The 18180-nt window shown below is 70.1% G+C and carries 11 protein-coding genes; 4 read left to right on the top strand and 7 right to left on the bottom strand.

Annotated elements, in window-relative coordinates; translation table 11 throughout:
* Positions 1 to 17 precede the first annotated feature (17 nt).
* From ACWA15_RS00365 to ACWA15_RS00355, 3 genes are read right to left on the bottom strand one after another with little or no spacing between them, the layout of a single operon-like run.
* Positions 18 to 947, bottom strand: coding sequence for a carbohydrate ABC transporter permease (locus ACWA15_RS00365; protein ID WP_464057229.1), 930 nt, complete (start codon positions 945 to 947; stop codon positions 18 to 20).
* The gene (locus ACWA15_RS00360) at positions 947 to 1921 is read right to left on the bottom strand and encodes a carbohydrate ABC transporter permease (protein WP_464057227.1); all 975 of its coding nucleotides are present in this window, start codon (positions 1919 to 1921) and stop codon (positions 947 to 949) included. The genes ACWA15_RS00365 and ACWA15_RS00360 overlap by 1 nt, the downstream gene beginning before the upstream one ends.
* Positions 1921 to 3213 (bottom strand): ABC transporter substrate-binding protein, encoded by a 1293-nt coding sequence (locus ACWA15_RS00355; RefSeq protein ID WP_464057224.1) that lies wholly within the window; start codon positions 3211 to 3213, stop codon positions 1921 to 1923. Before ACWA15_RS00355 ends, ACWA15_RS00360 begins: the two co-directional genes overlap by 1 nt.
* Before the next feature lie 276 nt (positions 3214 to 3489).
* Here ACWA15_RS00355 and ACWA15_RS00350 point away from each other — a divergent pair, with 276 nt between their 5' ends.
* Complete coding sequence (locus ACWA15_RS00350) at positions 3490 to 5271, top strand: ABC transporter ATP-binding protein (RefSeq protein ID WP_464057222.1); 1782 nt, start codon at positions 3490 to 3492, stop codon at positions 5269 to 5271.
* A 54-nt stretch (positions 5272 to 5325) separates the two neighbouring features.
* Here ACWA15_RS00350 and ACWA15_RS00345 read toward each other — a convergent pair whose 3' ends face one another.
* Positions 5326 to 8301: a glycoside hydrolase family 2 TIM barrel-domain containing protein gene (locus tag ACWA15_RS00345; RefSeq protein WP_464057221.1), complete on the bottom strand. Its 2976-nt coding sequence runs from the start codon at positions 8299 to 8301 to the stop codon at positions 5326 to 5328.
* 187 nt (positions 8302 to 8488) lie between these two features.
* Here ACWA15_RS00345 and ACWA15_RS00340 point away from each other — a divergent pair, with 187 nt between their 5' ends.
* From ACWA15_RS00340 to ACWA15_RS00330, 3 genes are all read left to right on the top strand, one after another.
* Positions 8489 to 10270 (top strand): beta-galactosidase, encoded by a 1782-nt coding sequence (locus ACWA15_RS00340; RefSeq protein WP_464057220.1) that lies wholly within the window; start codon positions 8489 to 8491, stop codon positions 10268 to 10270.
* 57 nt (positions 10271 to 10327) lie between these two features.
* Positions 10328 to 11209 carry a family 43 glycosylhydrolase gene (locus ACWA15_RS00335; RefSeq protein ID WP_464057218.1) on the top strand — a complete coding sequence of 294 codons (882 nt, stop codon included), beginning with the start codon at positions 10328 to 10330 and terminating at the stop codon, positions 11207 to 11209.
* Positions 11210 to 11386: 177 nt separating this feature from the next.
* Positions 11387 to 12817, top strand: a complete 1431-nt coding sequence (locus ACWA15_RS00330) for an outer membrane protein assembly factor BamB family protein (RefSeq protein WP_464057216.1) — start codon at positions 11387 to 11389, stop codon at positions 12815 to 12817.
* Positions 12818 to 12835: 18 nt separating this feature from the next.
* Here the strand turns inward: ACWA15_RS00330 and ACWA15_RS00325 are convergent, their stop codons facing one another.
* From ACWA15_RS00325 to ACWA15_RS00315, 3 genes are all read right to left on the bottom strand, one after another.
* A complete protein-coding gene (locus ACWA15_RS00325) occupies positions 12836 to 13381 on the bottom strand; it encodes a low molecular weight protein-tyrosine-phosphatase (protein ID WP_464057215.1) in 546 nt (181 codons plus the stop codon).
* Between the two features lie 251 nt (positions 13382 to 13632).
* Positions 13633 to 14703: a LacI family DNA-binding transcriptional regulator gene (locus tag ACWA15_RS00320; protein WP_464057213.1), complete on the bottom strand. Its 1071-nt coding sequence runs from the start codon at positions 14701 to 14703 to the stop codon at positions 13633 to 13635.
* Positions 14704 to 14807: 104 nt separating this feature from the next.
* A complete protein-coding gene (locus tag ACWA15_RS00315; protein ID WP_464057211.1) occupies positions 14808 to 18149 on the bottom strand; it encodes a glycoside hydrolase family 9 protein in 3342 nt (1113 codons plus the stop codon).
* Positions 18150 to 18180 lie beyond the last annotated feature (31 nt).

The following is an 18180-nucleotide window of genomic DNA, read 5'->3' as shown; positions in this document are numbered from 1 at the left end:
GTCAACCACCTGGGTCGTCACTTCACACCTGCACTTCCGCCGGAGACGTTCATTTCATAGAGGTACTTCTGGCCGATGTAGTAGATGGTGATCATCGGCACCGTGAGGATGATCGAGCCGACCATGACGAGGTTCCATGGCGGCAGCTGCAGCGCGTTGCTCGTCGAGGTCATGTACTGCAGGCCCAGGGCCAGCGGCATCATGTCTTCCTGGTTGAGGTAGATGAGCGGACCCATGAAGTCGCCCCAGGAGGCGGTCAGCGTGAAGATCGCGATCGCCGTGAGGATCGGCCACATCATCGGCAGGATGATCCGGCGGTAGATGCCGAAGTACCCGAGCCCGTCCACCTGCGCGGCCTCGTCGAGCTCACCGTTGATCCTCGAGACGAACTGACGCACGAGGAAGACGTTGAAGGCGTTGGAGAAGAAGTTCGGGATGATCAGCGGCAGGAAGGTGTTCACCCAGCCGAGCTCCTTGAACAGCAGGAACTGCGGGATCATGGTGATCTGCGCGGGGATCATCATCGTGGCGAGCACGACGATGAACATGAAGCTCTTCCCCGGCGCCCGCAGCCGGGCGAAGGCGTAGCCGACGAGGGACGACGAGAGCACCTGACCGACCGCGGACAGCGTGGCGATGATCACCGAGTTGAGCAGGAACCGGTCCACCGGGAGCCCGGTGGCGGTGAACACCTGGGAGAAGTTCGACCACTTGAACTCGGTCGGGATGATCGTGAACTGGTTCGAGGCGCTCGTCTGGTCGCTCGCCAGGGCGATCGAGAACATGAGGATGAACGGGACGAAGAAGATCGCCGACACGATGATCAGCACGGTGTAGCTGGAGAAGGTGGGGCGGTGCGCCTTGAGCGTGCGCGCGATGGTGAGTCCCCGGGTGGGCTTCTCGGTGTCCGTCTCGGTGCTCAGGGGCACCTTCGTCGTGACACTCATCAGCGCACCTCCGTCTCGTAGAACACCCAGCTGCGCGACGTCCGGAAGGCGATCGCGGTGAATCCGATGATCACGACGAAGAGCAGCCAGGCGATCGCTGACGCGTATCCGAAGTGGTAGAAGGAGAACGCCTCACGGAAGAGCAGCGGCACCATGGTCATGCTGGCGTTGTCGGGACCGCCGGCGGTGAGGATGTAGACCTGACTGAAGATCTGGAACGCGCCGATCAGGCCCATGATGAGGTTGAAGAAGATGATCGGCGTGATCTGCGGGAAGGTGATCGCCCAGAACTGGCGCACCGGTCCGGCGCCGTCGATCTCTGCCGCCTCGTAGAACTCCCGCGGGATGCCGTTCATCGCGGACAGCAGCAGCACGGTCGCGCCACCGGCACCCCAGGCGGAGAGCACCACGAGCGCAGGCTTGACCCAGTTCGGGTCGAGGAGCCAGTCCGGACCCTGGACGCCGAGGATGCCGAGCAGGTCGTTGAGCGGGCCGGACGGTGCGAGCACCATCTTGAAGACCATCGCCGTGGCGACCAGCGGCACGAGCGTGGGCAGGTAGATCATCGTCCGGAAGAACTTGCGGCCGCGGATCTTCTTGTTCAGCAGGTTCGCCAGCCACACGCCGATGATCATGCCCAGGGGGACGGAGACGAGGGCGTAGAAGAAGGTGTTGCCGAGGGCCTTCCAGAAGATCGGGTCGTCGGTCAGCGCCTTGACGTAGTTGTCCAGCCCGACGAACTCGGCCGGGGTGAAGGAGTCCCACTCGGTCAGGGAGATGTAGATGGAGGCGATCATCGGGCCGAGCAGGAATCCGACGAACCCGATGACCCAGGGGGAGATGAACAACCAGAAGGCCCGAGCCTCGCTCCGACCCCGCTTGGTCAGCTTGGGGCGAGGGGTGCCGCGCCGCCAGGCGCGGCGCGGGCTCGTGGCCCGCGCCGCGCCGAGCGCTTCTCCGACGATCGCAGCCATCAGTTCGTCGGCTCGATGATGGACTCGAGCTGCTTCTGGATGAGGGTCAGCTGAGCCTGTGCGTCACCGCCCTGGTTCCAGAAGGTTCCGAGGTTGTCGGTGAAGGCAGCCTGCATCTCGTTCCACTCCGGGATGAGCGGTGCGGTGAAGATGAACTCGGCCGACTCCCCGAAGGCTGCCATGTTGACCTCGCGGGTCGCCCACGACGGCTTGAGGAACGCGTCGGACTGCTGCACCGCGAGGTTGGCGGGCACGTCCTGGGCCTTGTCGATGATGACCTTCTGGGCCTCGGCGTCGGTGAGGAAGTCGATGGCCTCGAAGGCCTGCTCGGACTTGTCGCTGTCACGCGAGATGGCCAGCCCGGACCCGAAGGCCGAGACTGCCTGCTCCGCGCCCTGCCACATCGGGGCGATGTCCCAGTTGAAGTCGGCCTCGAGGAGCGTGGCGACGCCCCAGAAACCGGTCGTGTTCATGGCGACCGTCTGCGCGGCGAACGCCGGGTCGCCGCCCATGTCCGGGCCCATGTCGGCGTACTCGGCCGTCGTCGGGCTGACGTGGTACTTGTACGTGAGGTCGTTCGCCCACTGCAGGGCCTCGACCACCTCGGGTGAGTCCACCGTGGGGACACCCTCGGCGCTGATCATCTCGCCACCGTTCTGGTAGGCGAAGCTCCACCACTGGGCCCACCATCCGGCGCCGCCGTAGCCCCACTGCTTGTCGGCGGGGATGGTGAGCTTCTCCATCGCGGCCTGCGCGTCCTCGGTGGTCCACTCGGCGGTCGGGTACTCCACCCCGGCAGCGTCGAAGAGGTCCTTGTTGTAGTAGAGGATCATCGCGCCGGAGCGGTCCGGGATCGCATAGACGCTCTCCTCGTAGGAGTACAGCTCCCCGACCGGGCCGAAACGCTCGGTGAGGTCGAGGCCGGAGGACTCGATGAGGTCGTCGAGCGGGATGATCTGGTTCTTGGACGAGTAGATGTTCACGCCCTCAGCCACCTGCATGATGTCCGGACCGTCGCCGCTGGCGATCATGGTCTGGACCTTCTGCTCGTACTGCTCGCTCGGGATGAGCTGCAGCTTGACGGTCACCTTGTCCTGCGACGCCTCGAACATGTCGATGCGCGCCTGGTAGGCGGCCTTGTCGGTGTCGCCGCCCCACACGACCATGTCGAGCTGGGTCGTGCCGTCGGCGCTCTCCGCGCCGTCCGAGCTGCACGCTGCGAGCGACAGCACGCTCAGTGCCGCGACTCCTGCGATCCAAGCCTGTGCCCCACGGGTTCTGGTCGAGCTCATCTTCGTCTCCGCCTCTCTGCGGTCAAAGTTGCGCCGTCACGGCATCGTGAGCGGCAGTCTCAAGCTGGTACGAGGGAAAGCCTAACCCTTAGAAGAAGTACTGGGAACCCCTCGAGGTCACATTTTGTTCACGGTCTTCACGCAGCCTGACCTCCGGTCATACGCGTTCGTCCAATGGTTAGACTTACACCCACGACCGGACGGGGCCGCTCACCGAGGCCCGAGCGACGTCCGCACACCGCAGAGAGGCGGTCCGTGAAACCCTCCGGAGCACGCATGCCCCACCCCCCGACAACCGGCGAACCACGCCCCCGCTACGCCGAGATCGACGGCCTCCATCCCTTCCGCACCGTGCTCCGACTGCTCTCCCGGCACCGCCGGCGCGTGCTGGGCGCGCTGGCGCTGTTCCCGATCAAGGACTCCCCGCAGTGGCTGATGCCGGTCATGACAGCCCATGTCATCGACATCGTCGTGGCCGGCGGACCGACGCGTGACCTGGGGCTGTGGGCCGCGGTCGCGTGCGTCGCACTCCTGCAGAACTACCCGACGCACGTCCTCTACACCAAGCTCTACCTGGGAGCCGTCCGCCAGGTGGGCGCCGACCTCCGCAACGCCCTGACGGACCGCCTGCAGAGCCTGTCGATCGGGTATCACACCCGGACGTCCTCCTCACTCGTGCAGACGAAGGTCGTGCGCGACGTCGAGAACATCGAGCTCATGCTGGCGCAGGTGACCCATCCGGTGATGGCGCAGACGATGGTGGTCATCGGTGCGATCGTCATGACCGCGGTGTCGGTGCCGCAGTTCCTGCCGGTGTACGCACTGACCATCCCGCTCGCGGTGCTCCTGCGGTCGACGCTCGCCCGCCGGTCGCGGGTGCGGAACGAGGTGTTCCGGCACGACGTCGAGAGCTTCGCCACCCGGGTCGGTGAGATGGCCACCCTGCTGCCGATCACCCGCGCCCACGGCCTCGAGGCGACGGCACGGGCACGGATCGCGGAGGGCGCAGAGGGCGTCCGCACCTCCGGCTACGAGCTCGACCTGCTCAACGGACGGTTCCAGTCGTTGTCCTGGGTCGTGCTCCAGATCCTCAGCGTGGGGTGCCTGGTCGCCGCGGCGTGGGCCTCCGTCACCGGGCGCGTCGAGATCTCCCCCGGCGAGGTGGTGCAGATGTCGGCGTACTTCGGCCTGATGACCGGTGGCATCACCCAGGTGCTCATGGTCCTGCCGATCGCGTACAAGGGCCTGGAGTCGGTGCGGTCGGTCGCCGAGGTCCTCACCGAGCCCGACCTGGAGGAGAACGAGGGCAAGGACCCCGTCACCTCGGTGACCGGCGTCCTCACCTTCGACGACGTGGGCTACTGCTACCCAGGGTCCGCCGTCCGGGCGCTGGACGGGGTGGGCCTGACGATCGCGGCGGGAGAGACGGTCGCCTTCGTGGGGTCGTCCGGGTCGGGCAAGTCCACCATGCTCAACCTCACCCTCGGCTTCGTGCGGCCGACCAGCGGACGGATGCTCATCGACGGGGTGGACGCGGCGACCCTCGACCTCCGTACGTTCCGCCAGTACGTCTCCGTCGTCCCCCAGGAGTCCGTGCTCTTCGAAGGCTCGATCCGGGACAACGTGACCTACGGGCTCACCGACGTCTCCGACGCGCGCGTGCGGCAGGCGCTCCAGGACGCGAACGCGGCCGACATGGTCGACTCCCTGCCCGAGGGCTGGGACACCGTCGTCGGTGAGCGGGGCGCCCGCCTCTCGGGCGGCCAGCGACAGCGGATCGCGATCGCCCGCGCACTGGTCCGCGACCCGCGGGTGCTCCTGCTCGACGAGGCGACCTCCGCGCTGGACTCCGAGTCGGAGGCCCTCGTGCAGAGCGCCCTCGACCGGCTCATGCAGGGACGCACGACGCTCGTCGTGGCGCACCGCCTCTCGACCATCCGGGACGCGGACCGGATCGTCGTGCTCGAGGGTGGTCGCATCGTCGAGGTCGGACCGCACGAGGAGCTGCTGCAGGCCGGCGGCAGGTACGCCCGCCTGCAGGCCGCCCAGCGCAGGTGAGGGCCCCGGTGGGAGGGTCGGCGCCGCTCGGCGCCGACCCTCCCACTCAGGCGCTCAGGCGCTGAAGCGGATCTGCAGGGTCACCGGCGCGGGGTGCAGCGCGGCGTTGGCGAGCACACCCGGACCGCAGGCGGCCGAGCCGAGCCCGTGCCCCTTGGCGTCGAGGTGCAGCCAGAGCGCGCCGTCGGGCGTGAGCTCGTGAGGGTGGGCGGCTGCGTCCAGGACGGCATCAGACCAGGGCCGTGCGGTCAGCTCGAACCCGTGCACCGCCCGGCCGCCGACCGCGACCTCACCTGCCGTCAGCGTGAGAGGCCCGGAGGCGAGCCCGAGGGTCGCCCGCGTGACACCACGGCGCGCGCCGTTCTCCTGCGGGTGCGTGTACCGCGTCCCCAGCTCGTCGACCGTGTGCTGCCACCGGCCGGCGAGGGCGGCGAGGGTCGAGTCGGCGTAGGACTCCAGCGGGCCCAGACCCGACCAGTCCACGCCCACCGCGCCGGCGTCCGGCTGCTCGAGAGCCAGCAGCCAGCCCAGGCGCGCGACGCTCCCCGGCCACCGGCCCTCCGGCTCCATCCGGATGACCAGGTCGGTCGTCGAGGCGTCGACGGCCCGCCACTCGTAGCGCACCGCGAAGCCGCAGTCGGAGGCTGCCCCGGCGGCGCGGGCGGTGACCACGAGGGCGTCGTCGACCCAGGCGACCGTGTCGACCCGCTCGTGCAGCCGGCCCAGGCCGGCCTTGGCCCAGGCCTCACCGTCGCCGATCGGGTCGTACCAGGAGCGCAGCGCGTCGTTGTCGGTCGGTGCGCGCCAGGCGTCCACCCGGGCGAGGCGCACGGGAGCGCCGCCGACGCTGAGCAGGCGGCCGGCGTCGTCCAGGACCACCGCACCGATCACGTGGTGTCCCTCGGGGGTGCGCGTGGGCGACCCGGTCGGCGCCGGCAGCGCAGCGGCCGGGCGCACGAGCACCTGCCCGGCTCCCAGGGTGAAGGTCTCGGGCGCCCAGGCCGGGTTCTCCCGACCGGTCGCGCGGAGCACGCACCAGACGGCGTCGGTCGTGGTCAGCCGGTCGAGCGCGTCCCCCACCAGGTCGGCGACGGCGAGCACCCGGGACTCCCCCGGTGCGAGCACGACGTCCGCCACGGCGCCGGTCGCGACGACGTCGCCGCCTGCGACCAGGTCCCACCGGATCCCGACGTGCGCGGTCGAGGTGAAGGCGTACCGGTTGCGGACCCGGATCTCGCCCGGGCGCTGCGCAGCGGCCGTGATCTGCACCGGGGCGTAGGCCGCGGCGAGCTCGACGAGTCCCGGCGAGGGGGTGCGGTCGGGCAGCAGCAGCCCGTCGGCGATGAACCGGCCGTCGTGCAGCTCCTCGCCGAAGTCGCCGCCGTAGCCGTGGTAGAGCGTCCCGTCGGCGTCGCGGGTCTCGATGCCGTGGTCGATCCACTCCCAGATGAACCCGCCCATGAGGCGCGGGTGCTCGTCGACGAGGTCGAGGTAGTCGGTGAGGCCGCCCGGTCCGTTCCCCATGGCGTGCGCGTACTCGCACAGCACGAACGGCAGGCCGCGACGGCGGCTGTCCACGGCGCCGTCGGGGAGCGCGTCCTCCTCGGCCCGCCCGATGAGCGCGACCTCCTGGCTCGTGGGGTACATCCGTGAGTACATGTCGACGTGCTCGCTGGACCAGTCGCCCTCGTAGTGCAGGGGGCGCGAGGGGTCGAGCGCGCGGATGGCACGGGCCATCGCCTCGACGTTGCGACCGGTTCCCGCCTCGTTGCCGAGGGACCAGATGACGACGCTGGCGTGGTGGGCGTCGCGGCGGACCATGCGGGTCACCCGGTCGACGAGCGGGAGCTCCCACGCCGGGTCGTCGGTGGGGTTCTGGCGCCATCCCAGCGGCTCGAAGCCGTGGGTCTCCAGGTCGTTCTCGTCCATGACGTAGAGCCCGTGCTCGTCGCACAGGTCGAGGAAGTGCGGGTGCGGGGGGTAGTGGCTGGTCCGTACCGCATTGATGTGGTGCGTCTTCATGAGCAGCACGTCGGCCAGCATCGTCTCGGGGGTGACGGCGCGGCCTCGGGTCGGTGAGAACTCGTGACGGTTGACGCCGTAGAGCTTCACCGGGCGGCCGTTGACCGCGAACACTCCGCCGTCGGTGGAGACGGTGCGGAAGCCCACCCGGAGCGTCACGGTCTCTGCCGGGGTGGACACGCTGACGTCGTACAACCGCGGACTCTCGGCGCTCCACGGCTCGACCGGCACCCGGACGCTCTCGCCGGCGCGGAGGTCGAGGCCGAGCTCGGGCACGCGCACGCGCACCTCGCCCGCGTGCGGCGCGCCGGGGGCGACGTCGACCTCGACACGCAGCTCACCCTCACCCGTGGTGTGGTCGTAGCCGGCGCTCACGTCCACGTGCTCGACGCCGCCGGCGGGCCGGTGCTCCAGGCTCACGCCGCGGTAGATGCCGGACAACCACCACTGGTCCTGGTCCTCGACGAAGGTCTGCGCCGACCACTGGGTGACCCGCACCGCGAGCAGGTTCTCCCCGTCGGTGAGGGCGTCGGTGACGTCGACCTCGGTGGGCAGCCGGGAGCCGTGGGACTGCGCGAGCACCACGCCGTTCACGGCGACCTCGAACCAGGAGTCGACCCCCTCGAACCGCAGGACGACGCGCCCGCCGGCGCGCCAGGTCGCGGGGACCTGGACGGTCCGTCGGTACTCCCCGGTGGGGTTGTCCCGCGGGACGCGCGGCGGGTCGACCGGGATCGGGAACAGCACGTTCGTGTACGCGGGGGTGCCGTAGGGCCACGCGTCGGGCGCCTCGGCCAGCTGCCAGTGCCCGGGCACGGTGAGCGTGTCCCAGTCCTCACCCGGGTCAGCCGGGTCGGCTCCGGTCTGGGCCTGGGGGAACAGGCGGAAACGCCACGGGCCGTCGAGGCTCGTCGTGGCGGCGTCGGAGCCGGTGATGGGGGGGCGGAAGCGCGGGGCGCGCACGCCCTGCGGTGGGACGACGGACTCGTGGGTCGGACGCACGGCCATGTGCACTCCAGAAGCTCAAAGGATCGGGGACGAGCAGACGCCCAGGTCAACCCTGGCGCAGCACATCCGCGCAGCGGGGGTTGACCGGCGTTCTACTGACCCTCAGAATAAGGGATAGCATCGGTAAAGGGAAGCGTTGCACCCTGCTGTCCTGCCTACTTCAACGACGAAAGGTGGCGGTAGCGCCATGACCACGTTCAGCATCGGGGACGAGGACTTCCTCGTCGACGGGAAGCCCATCCAGATCCTGTCAGGGGCCCTGCACTACTTCCGGATCCATCCCGACCAGTGGGCCGACCGGATCCGCAGCGCCCGGGAGCTGGGGCTGAACACGATCGAGACCTACGTCCCGTGGAACGCCCACTCCCCACGACGCGGTGAGTTCAGGACCGAGGGCATCCTCGACCTGGGCCGGTTCCTCGACGAGGTGGCAGCCCAGGGCATGTGGGCCATCGTCCGACCAGGGCCCTACATCTGCGCGGAGTGGGCCGGCGGGGGCCTGCCCGGCTGGCTGTTCAGCGAGGGCGCCGGCGTGCGGCGTGCGGAGCCCACCTACCTGGCAGCCATCAAGGAGTACTACGCCGACGTCGCGCAGATCGTCGTCCCGCGTCAGGTCGACCGCGGCGGCCCCGTCGCCCTGGTCCAGGTGGAGAACGAGTACGGCGCGTACGGCGACGACCACGGGTACCTGCGCACCCTCGTGGCGCTGCTGCGCGAGACGGGCATCACCACCCCCTTGACCACGATCGACCAGCCCGAGCCGTGGATGCTCGAGAACGGCGGGCTGCCCGAGCTCCACAAGACGGGCTCCTTCGGCTCTCGCTCCCTCGACCGGCTGGCCACCCTGCGCGAGCACCAGCCGACCGGCCCGCTCATGTGCGCCGAGTTCTGGGACGGCTGGTTCGACTCCTGGGGGCGCCACCACCACACCACCCGCGCCGAGGACTCCGCACGCGAGCTCGACGCCATCCTTGCCGCCGGCGCCTCGGTCAACCTCTACATGCTGTGCGGCGGCACGAACTTCGGCCTGACCAACGGCGCGAACGACAAGGGCACGTACGTCCCCATCGCCACGAGCTACGACTACGACGCCCCGCTCGACGAGGCCGGTCGGCCCACCGAGAAGTACTGGGCGTTCCGCGAGGTCTTCGCCCGCTACACCGAGGTCCCGGAGCTCGCTCCGGGCACTGCAGGACCAAGCGCCGGGGTCACCGGGCGGGTGCCGGCGCCCGTGCTCACCGCACCGTTCACGACGTCGGTCCCGCTCTGGGACGTGCTCGACGCGCTCGGCGAGGAGCGGGTCCACGACCACCTGCCCACCGTCGACGAGCTCGCCCACTACGAGGGCTTCACGGTGTACCGGGCGCTGGACCCGGTCGAGGCCGGGGTGCTCGAGCTGGACGAGGTCCGTGACCGGGCGCAGCTCTTCCTCGACCGGGAGGCCGTCGGCGTCCTGAGCCGCGACCACGGCGAGCGGCGCGCGGCGCTGCCCCGGGCCGGCAGGCTCGAGGTGCTCGTCGAAGACCTCGGCCGAGTCAACTACGGTCCGCGGATCGGCGAGCCGAAGGGCCTCATCGGGCCGGCGCGGCTCAACGGCTCCGGGCTCACCCGCTGGGCCGTGCGCCCGCTCCTGCTCGACGACGTCGCGGCGCTCACCGCGCGGGTGCGCGCCGGCGCGCCGGTCGGTGACCACCCGGTGGGCGGTCCTGCGTTCGCCGTCGCGGACTTCGACACCCCACGGCCCGACGCCGACCACTTCCTCGACACGAGCGGCTGGGGCAAGGGTGTCGCGTGGGTCAACGGCTTCTGCCTGGGCCGGTTCTGGTCCCGCGGACCCCAGCGCACGCTGTACGTCCCGGCACCCGTGCTGCGCGCCGAGGGCAACGAGGTGCTCGTCCTCGTCCTCGACGCCGCGGAGCCGCAGGTGCGGTTCGTCGGCGACCTCGACCTCGGTCACACGGAGGAATGAGCAGGCCCACTGCTCACGTCCTGCTCGATCCCGACCTCTGAGAAAGGCTGGTCCACCATGGCCAACCCCGCCCTGCCCGGCTTCCACGCCGATCCCAACATCGTCCGGTTCGGTGACACCTACTACCTCTATGCCACCTCCGACGGCCACCCCGGCTGGAGCGCCACGTCGTTCACGGTGTGGTCCTCACCGGACCTCGTCTCCTGGACCGATCACGGCGTCATCCTCGACCTGGCCGACGTGGCCTGGGCGCAGGGACACGCCTGGGCGCCCAGCGCCGGGGAGCGGGACGGGCAGTTCTACTTCTACTTCACCGCGGACCAGTCCATCGGGGTGGCCGTCTCGGACTCCCCGACCGGGCCGTTCACCGACGCGCTCGGTCACCCGCTGGTCGACAAGGCCGACTACGGCGGCGAGCAGCAGATCGACCCCGCGATCTTTGTGGACGTCGACAGCACGTCCTACCTGTACTGGGGCAACATGGTCCCCCGGGTCGTCCCCCTCGCCGAGGACATGGTGAGCTTCGACCCCGCGCAGGTCCGGGTCCTCGAGGGCCTGACGGACTTCCGCGAGGCGCCCTGGGTGGTCCGAGACGGGGACGTCTACCACCTGACCTGGTCCATCGACGACACCCGCAGCGCCGACTACCGGGTCGGGTACGCGAGTGGTCCCGGTCCCCACGGACCCTGGGAGGACCACGGCCTGCTGCTCGAGAAGGATCCGGACCAGGGCATCCTCGGCACCGGGCACCACTCGATCCTCCGGGCGCACACCGGCGACTGGTACATCGCCTACCACCGCCACGCGATCCCGGGCGGAGACGGCACGCACCGTGAGGTGGCGCTCGACCGTATCGTCGTCACCGACGGGGTGCTCCGGCCCGTCGCACCGACCCTGCACGGCGTCGCCCCGCTCCCCGCCCTCCCGACGGCGCCCTAGGCGCCACCGGGCGCGCCGCGGCCCCAAGGCGGCCGCCGGCGGGCCGCGCGTCGACGGGCGTCCGCCCGTCGACCGCAGGACAATGGGTGTATGTCTACCCCGACGCCCGACCCTGTTCCACCACCCCCTCCCCCGCCGGGTCCGGCGGGGGAGGTATCCGCTCGGCGCGGACCCGCGGTGGCGGTCGCGATCGCGATCGGAGGCGTGGTCGCGGCGGTCGCGATCGCTCTGGGCGCGTTCGCCGTCTGGGGCGGGGGGGACTCCTCGGGGGCCAAGACCGCCACCGTCCTGTCGCCCGTCGCCACCCCGTCGCCGGATCCCACCGGGTCGGCAGATCCCACCGAGACGCCGTCCCCCAGCGCCACCCCGGACCCGACGGACCCGGTCGACCCTGGTGTGGACTACACCGTCACACCGACCCAGCTCTGGCGGGTCTCCGCCGTCGACCTCATGTCCGGGGACCCGACAGCCTTCGTGTCGCTCGCCACCTCCGACCCCTTGGACCGTCCCGCCCGCCAGGAGAGGGTCGTCGTCACCGCAGGGACAGCCGCCGGGTCCTCGATCATCGGCCTGGACCGTACGACCGGGGCGCAGGCGTGGCGGATCGACCTCGAGCCGACGACGACGGCCACCTGCCACACCCTCGGGACCGGCACCTCGACCGTGTGCGTGGTCACCGGCGGCGCCTCGGCCGACGACACGTACCGTGTGCTCACGCTCGACACCAGCAGCGGAGGTGTCCTCGGTGAGGACACGGCCGGCTTCCTCCCGTTCACGGTCACCGAGGTCGAAGGCGACCTCGTCCTGGCGGGGAGCACGATCAGCAGCGGTGCGCTGCACGCGACCCGCGGGACCCCGACCGACCTCGACGCCCGGTGGCACGCGACCTCCCCCGAGGGATACGTCCCGGCGACCGAGTACTACGGCGGTTTCGTCGTGAGCGAGGGCAGGGCGTGGTCCTACGTCTCGGGTGCCACCATGGCCGTCGACCTGGGCACCGGGGAGGCGGAGAGCACGTCGTCCACGAGCGGCACCGAGAGCGGCCCGTGGCCGGGTGGGACCCTGTGGGAGGCAAGCGACCTGGGGACCGACACCCCGCGCGTCACCGTGACCGCCCGCGGAGGTGTCCCCTTCACGGTCGACGGACGCGTCTGGGTGCGCATGGGGAGCAGCGACGCGATGGCGTCCGTCGTGGGGGTCGGGGACATCGCCTACGACCCACGGACGGGTGACGCGCTGTGGTCGGCCACGGCCGACCCGGGCGCCCTGTGGACCAACTACACGGCCGTGGACGACCTGGTGCTGCACGGCACCTGGTGGGAGGAGTCGGTCACGCTGACGGCCTACGACCTGCAGACCGGCGAACAACGCTGGCAGAGTTCGACGCGCAGCTCCTGGCACCAGGACCGTGCGGGCGACGCCCTGCTCTCCGACACGTCCTACGGGATCGAGGCCCTGCAGCTGGCCACCGGCGAGCGGGTGTGGCACCTGGACTACACCGACCTGGTGACCGAGGAGTCATACACCTACGCCGCCGCGCACTCGATCGCCGGTGAGTCCCTCGTGACGACCTTTGCCGATCTGGTCACCGGGTACACCTTCGACTGAGTCTCGGCAGGCTCGGGACTAGGCAGGCTCGGGAGCGGGGTCACCCAGACGGACCCGCGCCCACCCCACGATCCCGTCCGCCGCGGCCTCGATCTGCCTCAGGCACTCCTGGAAGTCGGCGAGGTCCCCGTACCAGGGGTCCTCGACGTCGAGGAGTCGCTCCTGGGATGCGTCGCGCGTGCGGGGCGCACCGGGGTCGAAGGTGCGGAACATGATGATGTCCGCCGCGGCGTCGGGCAGGCCGTGGTCGAGAGCGAGGCGACGCAGCTCGACCGCGTGGGCGGCGGTCATCGGGAGCACGAGGTCCCGTCGGCCGAGATCCTCGGGGCGCACGCGGCGGGCACCGTGCTCCTCGAGGGCAGCGTCGGTGTACCCGGCGGCCAGGAGCACCTCCCGGGCCCGGGGGTCGATCGGGTTGCCCCGTTCCTCAGAGCTGATCCCGGTCGAGTCGACGACGACCCGGCTGCCCAGGCCCGCGGCCCCGAGCCGATCCCGCAGGACGACCTCGGCGATGGGCGAGCGGCAGATGTTGCCCGTGCAGACCGTCATGATGCGCAGCGTCATGCACCCATGATGCCCGAGACGCCGCGCCGGGAGAAAAACACTTGAGCCTCCCGCGCGTCAGGCGTAGCGTCGCTGACACAGACGAAAGGAGGTGGTCCACAACATGATTTCTCCTAGGACACATGAGGTGGCGTCCCGCTAGTCGCCGTCCGGCGAGGGACGCTGCCGGAGCCCGTGGGAGCCGCGATCTCGTCCGCCGCGGCAGGTGGGGAACCCCACCAGCCCACGGGCTTTCTCATGCCCGCCCTGGCTCACTCAGGCGCGGACCCGCGCACCACCAGACGCGTGGGCAGGATGATCGGGCTCGGATCCTCACCGTCCATCAGCCGGATCAGCATCGTCGCCATCTCCTGACCGAGAGCCCGGATCGGCTGGCTCATCGTCGTCAGCGGTGGCTCCGTCTGCTGAGCGATCGCGAGGTCGTCGAAACCGACGACCGCCACGTCGCCGGGGATGCTGCGTCCGTGGGCCTTCAGTGCACGCAGTGCACCTGCCGCCATGTTGTCCGAGCCGACGAAGACGGCGTCGAGATCGGGGTGGGCCGCCAGGAGCCTGGACATCGCCTGAGCGCCACCGTCGGGGGTGAAGTCCGCCTGCTCGACCCGGTCCGCGCTCAGCCCGGCCATCGCCATGGCGTCAGCGAACCCCTGATACCTTGCGACCGACGCTTCCAGGTCCATCGGTCCGGTGATCGTCGCGACCCGTCTGCGTCCACTGCTCAGCAGGTGCTCGGTCGCACGGCGTGCCCCTCCTCGGTTGTCCGCGTCGACGTACCAGCGCGCGTCCTCGGTCAGCGGGCGTCCGCAGATCACCAGCGGGAGGTCCGTCGTCTCCGCGACCCGGTTGAGCGGGTCGTCGCCGCGCAACGCCATGAGCATCACCCCGTCCGAGCGCCGAGACCTCAGCAGGCGCTCCAACCGCGCCCGGCCGTTGGCCGACGAGGCGAGCATGAGGGTCAGGTCGATCTCCGCCTTCTCCAGCGCGGTGGCGACACCGACGATGACCTGGGAGAAGAACGGATCACCGAAGAAGGCCGGGTCCTCCTCCGAGACGGCCAGGACCACGGACCCGGCTTTGCTCGTGGCGAGCGCTCGGGCCGTCGCGTTGGGGACGTAGCCCAGCTCCCGGGCGGCCCGCTCGACGGCCTCGCGCTTGGTCGGGCTGACATGGCGGGCGTTGTTCATGGCGCGCGAGGCTGCCGACCGGGACACGCCGGCGCGGTGCGCGACCTCATCGAGCGTCGGCTGCCTGAGCGGAGTGCTCTTGGTCAGGCGAAGGGCGCGCTGCGGTTGGTCTGGACCACCGGTCGTGGGATCTGGCATGTCTGGAAGCCTACTGTCACGGTTCGACCGCCGGACGTCGTCGCCAGACGCACCTCGCCCCGGTGACGGGGGTCACCGGGGCGAGGAGGCACGGAGGGCCGCTCCTATGATCTGCGGCGAGCCACTACTACGGCGCCTCCGCCCAGCACGAGCAAGGCCGCGGCCATCAGCATCCAGGTCACCTCGACGCCCGTGACGGCCAGCCCACGACCACCCTCCACCGAAGCCGGCGGGGCCGGTGTGGCCTGCGACGGGGTGGTCGGCAGCGCGATGGCCGGGTTGGTGACCACGGCCTCCGCAGCAGCCGTCGCCGTCAGGGTCGCCGGATCGGTGAACCAGCCGCCGAACGCGTTGGCGAAGTAGGCCCGGAACTGCCCACCGTCGTCGGACATCCGCGCGGTGAACGTCAGCGTCGAGGCCGTGGCTCCGGAGATGTCGGTCCACACGCCCCCGACCAGTCGCTGCCACTGCACCGCAGGAGCCGGGTTCGCCGTCGCCGCGGCCGTGAAGGTGGCCACCGACCCGTCCACCACAGCAGCGTCCTCGGGGTGGGTGACAACCTCGACGATGTCGCCCGCCGCCGACGCGTCCCCGTCCGCCTGGTCAGCGGCGAAGGACGCCACCCAGGACATCGCGGAATTCCAGTTGACCGTGATCTCGTTCGTCGACCACGACTGGATGTCGTCGACGTAGCAGAGCTGCGGTGCGCACATGTGGGTCTCGTCGTACATCGTCTGGATGACGGGGTCCCAGGTCGCGGACATCGAGTTCGGACCACCGGACACCGACCCGCGAGGCGGGTTCGGCAGCGAGGGCTCGAGGGAGTGCGAGAACCAACGGCTGTGCTGGTTCTGGGAGTACACGGTGCCATAGCCGGTGACGTAGGAGAGGTTGAGAGCGTTGCGGCCGAGCAGGTAGTCCATCGCCTCCAGCACGCCGTCGGCGAACCGCTGGTCGCTCGTCAGGTCGAAGGCGGTGCCCAGGACGACCTGGTTGTTGAGGATCGCGCTGTTGGAACCCCAGTCGTACTGCCCGTCCACACCGGGGTACGCCGTGCCGAACGGCTGGCTCTGCTGCCAGGCCAGGTACTTCTCGGCAGCCGCGATGACCGACTGGCGGTTCTCAGCCCGCCCGGGGAGGTCCGACTCGACCGTCGCGAGGTCGAGGCGCGCGAGTGCGGCCGTCTCGAACCAGTTGAAGCCGCCGGCGGTCCAGATGTCTGCGGTGTTGTACTCGCTGGCGAGCACGTAGTCCTCGAACTCCTGGGCGCCGGTGGTGAGGAACAGCTCTGCGGCTGCCCAGTAGAACTCGTCCAGGACGTTGTCGTCGTTGTACGGACCGCCGCCGGGGCTGGGGTCGGCGTTCGGTGCCGGCGCATACAGCTCCGGGGTCGCGAGGGCAGCGTCCCAGGCAACCTGGCCGGCGGTCAGCAGCTCCTGCGCGAACGCCGGGTCGTAGGCGTCCCACAGACGTGCGCCATGCGCGGCGACGGCTGCGAAGTTCAGGGTCGCGGCCGTCGACGGGCGGTGCACGTAGCGCTCCTGCGGGTCGTCGGAGGGCAGAAGCGGGAGACCGGTCCAGTTGGAGTCGGTGACCTTGTGGTGCACCATGCCTGCGTACATGGAGGCATCCGCGGGAACCTGCATCTTCATCATCCACTCGAGCTCCCAGCGGGCCTCGTCCAGCGGATCCGGCACGCCGTTGCTGCTCTCGTCCAACGGGATGTTGAGGCTCCCGTCACCCAGGTCCGCGGTGGCGCCGGTCGGGCTGGTGAGCGTGCGCTCGTAGGTGGAGAGCAGCTGCGCGACGGCGATGCCGCCGTTGACGACGTACTTGCCGTGGTCGCCTGCGTCGTACCAGCCGCCGACGACGTCGGAGGTGTAGTTGCAGGTCCAGTCCCCGTACATCCAGAACTCACCCTCGGTGGCTGGCGTCAGGCACGCGACGTCGTGGTCGCCGAGGTTGGCGCTTCCCGCCAGCAGGGAGCTGTCTGGGTTCTCCACGTGACCTGCCGGTCGGGTGTACTCGTCGGCGTCCGGCTGGCCGTCCATGACCGACCCGTCGATCGCGATGCCGCTGCGCACCGGGTAGAAGTAGTTCATCGCGTCGTACCGGAGCTGCTGGTAGATGTCGGCGTCGATGGCGAACGCGTAGCTCGCCTCGCCGTCGGCGACCAGCGTGTAGCGACCACTGGTGGTGTAGGCGCTGAAGTCCAGCTCGTGCACGTTCAAGCCGGCCGTCACGTCAACCCCGGCGGGCACCGTCTGCCCGGAGGCCACGACTGCGCCGGCGCCGTCCTGGAGCTGCCACGTGACCGGCTCGGTCTTGTCGGTGACGAGGGTCGCCTGCTTCGGGCCTTCAGGGAGGTAGCCGACCTGGTTCACGCGGACTCGGGGGCCCGTCTCGGGCACGAACGGCGCCGCCTCGGTCCCGCTCATCAGGGAGACGTTGTCGAGGCAGAACGTCCACGCCTCGGGTGAGCCACCCACCTGGAAAGCCACCTGACCGGTGGTCGGCTCTCCACCGGGCGCCGGCGGGAAGGTTGCCGATGCGGTGAACGTATAGGTGTAGTGCTCCATGGACGTCGTCAGTGTCGGGTTCTGCTCGACGAGGACGCCGTAGGGGGGGTCGTCGTCGCCGATGATCGCCCGGACGGGTCGGCCGTTGGAGGAGCTGGCGTCGAAGGAGAGGGTGTAGGTGGTGCCCGGCACGATCACGATGCCGTTGATGCCGACGCTCTGGTCCCACCTGGCCGAGGTGCCACCGTCGAGGTTCACGCAGAGGACGCCGCCGTCGACGGCACTGGTCCCACCGGTCCCGGCCGCGTAGAACGGGTCGAGCGTGCCGTCCTCGAAGTCACCGCCGACGATCTGCTCTGCTGTCGGGGTCGGGGTCGGGGGCGGGGTCGACTCGGTCGGCTCACTCGTGAGGGAGAAGTTGTCGAAGCAGAGCGTGTACTCCGCTGCCTGCTTGCCCAGCTGGAAGGAGATGTTGCCGGTGGTCGTCGTCCAGTTGTCGGCGAGGGGTGAGCCTGTGCCCACGGGCCAGGTCGCCGGCTCGAACGTGAACTCCACGTGCTGCGGCGTCGCCGTGCCGTCCAGGACGACCGAGTGGCCGAAGGCCGCCGGATACGCCGGCCCGCCCTGCATCGGAATCGTCACGGCAGCACTCGCATGGGCGTCGAACGAGACCGTGTACGTCTGGTCCCTGTCGTAGGTGATGTCGTCATGCTGGGCGGCGATGTCCCAGGGGTTCTGCCCCCCGGTCACGACGGCGCAGAACTCTTCGCCGGCGGTGGACGAGGAGACGGTCCCGTCGTTGGCGTAGGCCTGCCAGCCCTGGGTTTCACCCCCGGCAAAGTCGTGCAGCTCCGCCTGGGGCGATGCGAACGCGCCAGGCACCACCGCCGTGGCGAGCAGGAGGGCTGCGGACGTCAGGCCAGCCATCCGGGCGGCGTGCGAACGTAGGGCCCGAGAG

The organism is Sanguibacter sp. TS_SC_8, from assembly GCF_055361235.1.
This window is presented reverse-complemented; position numbering and strand designations above follow the sequence as displayed.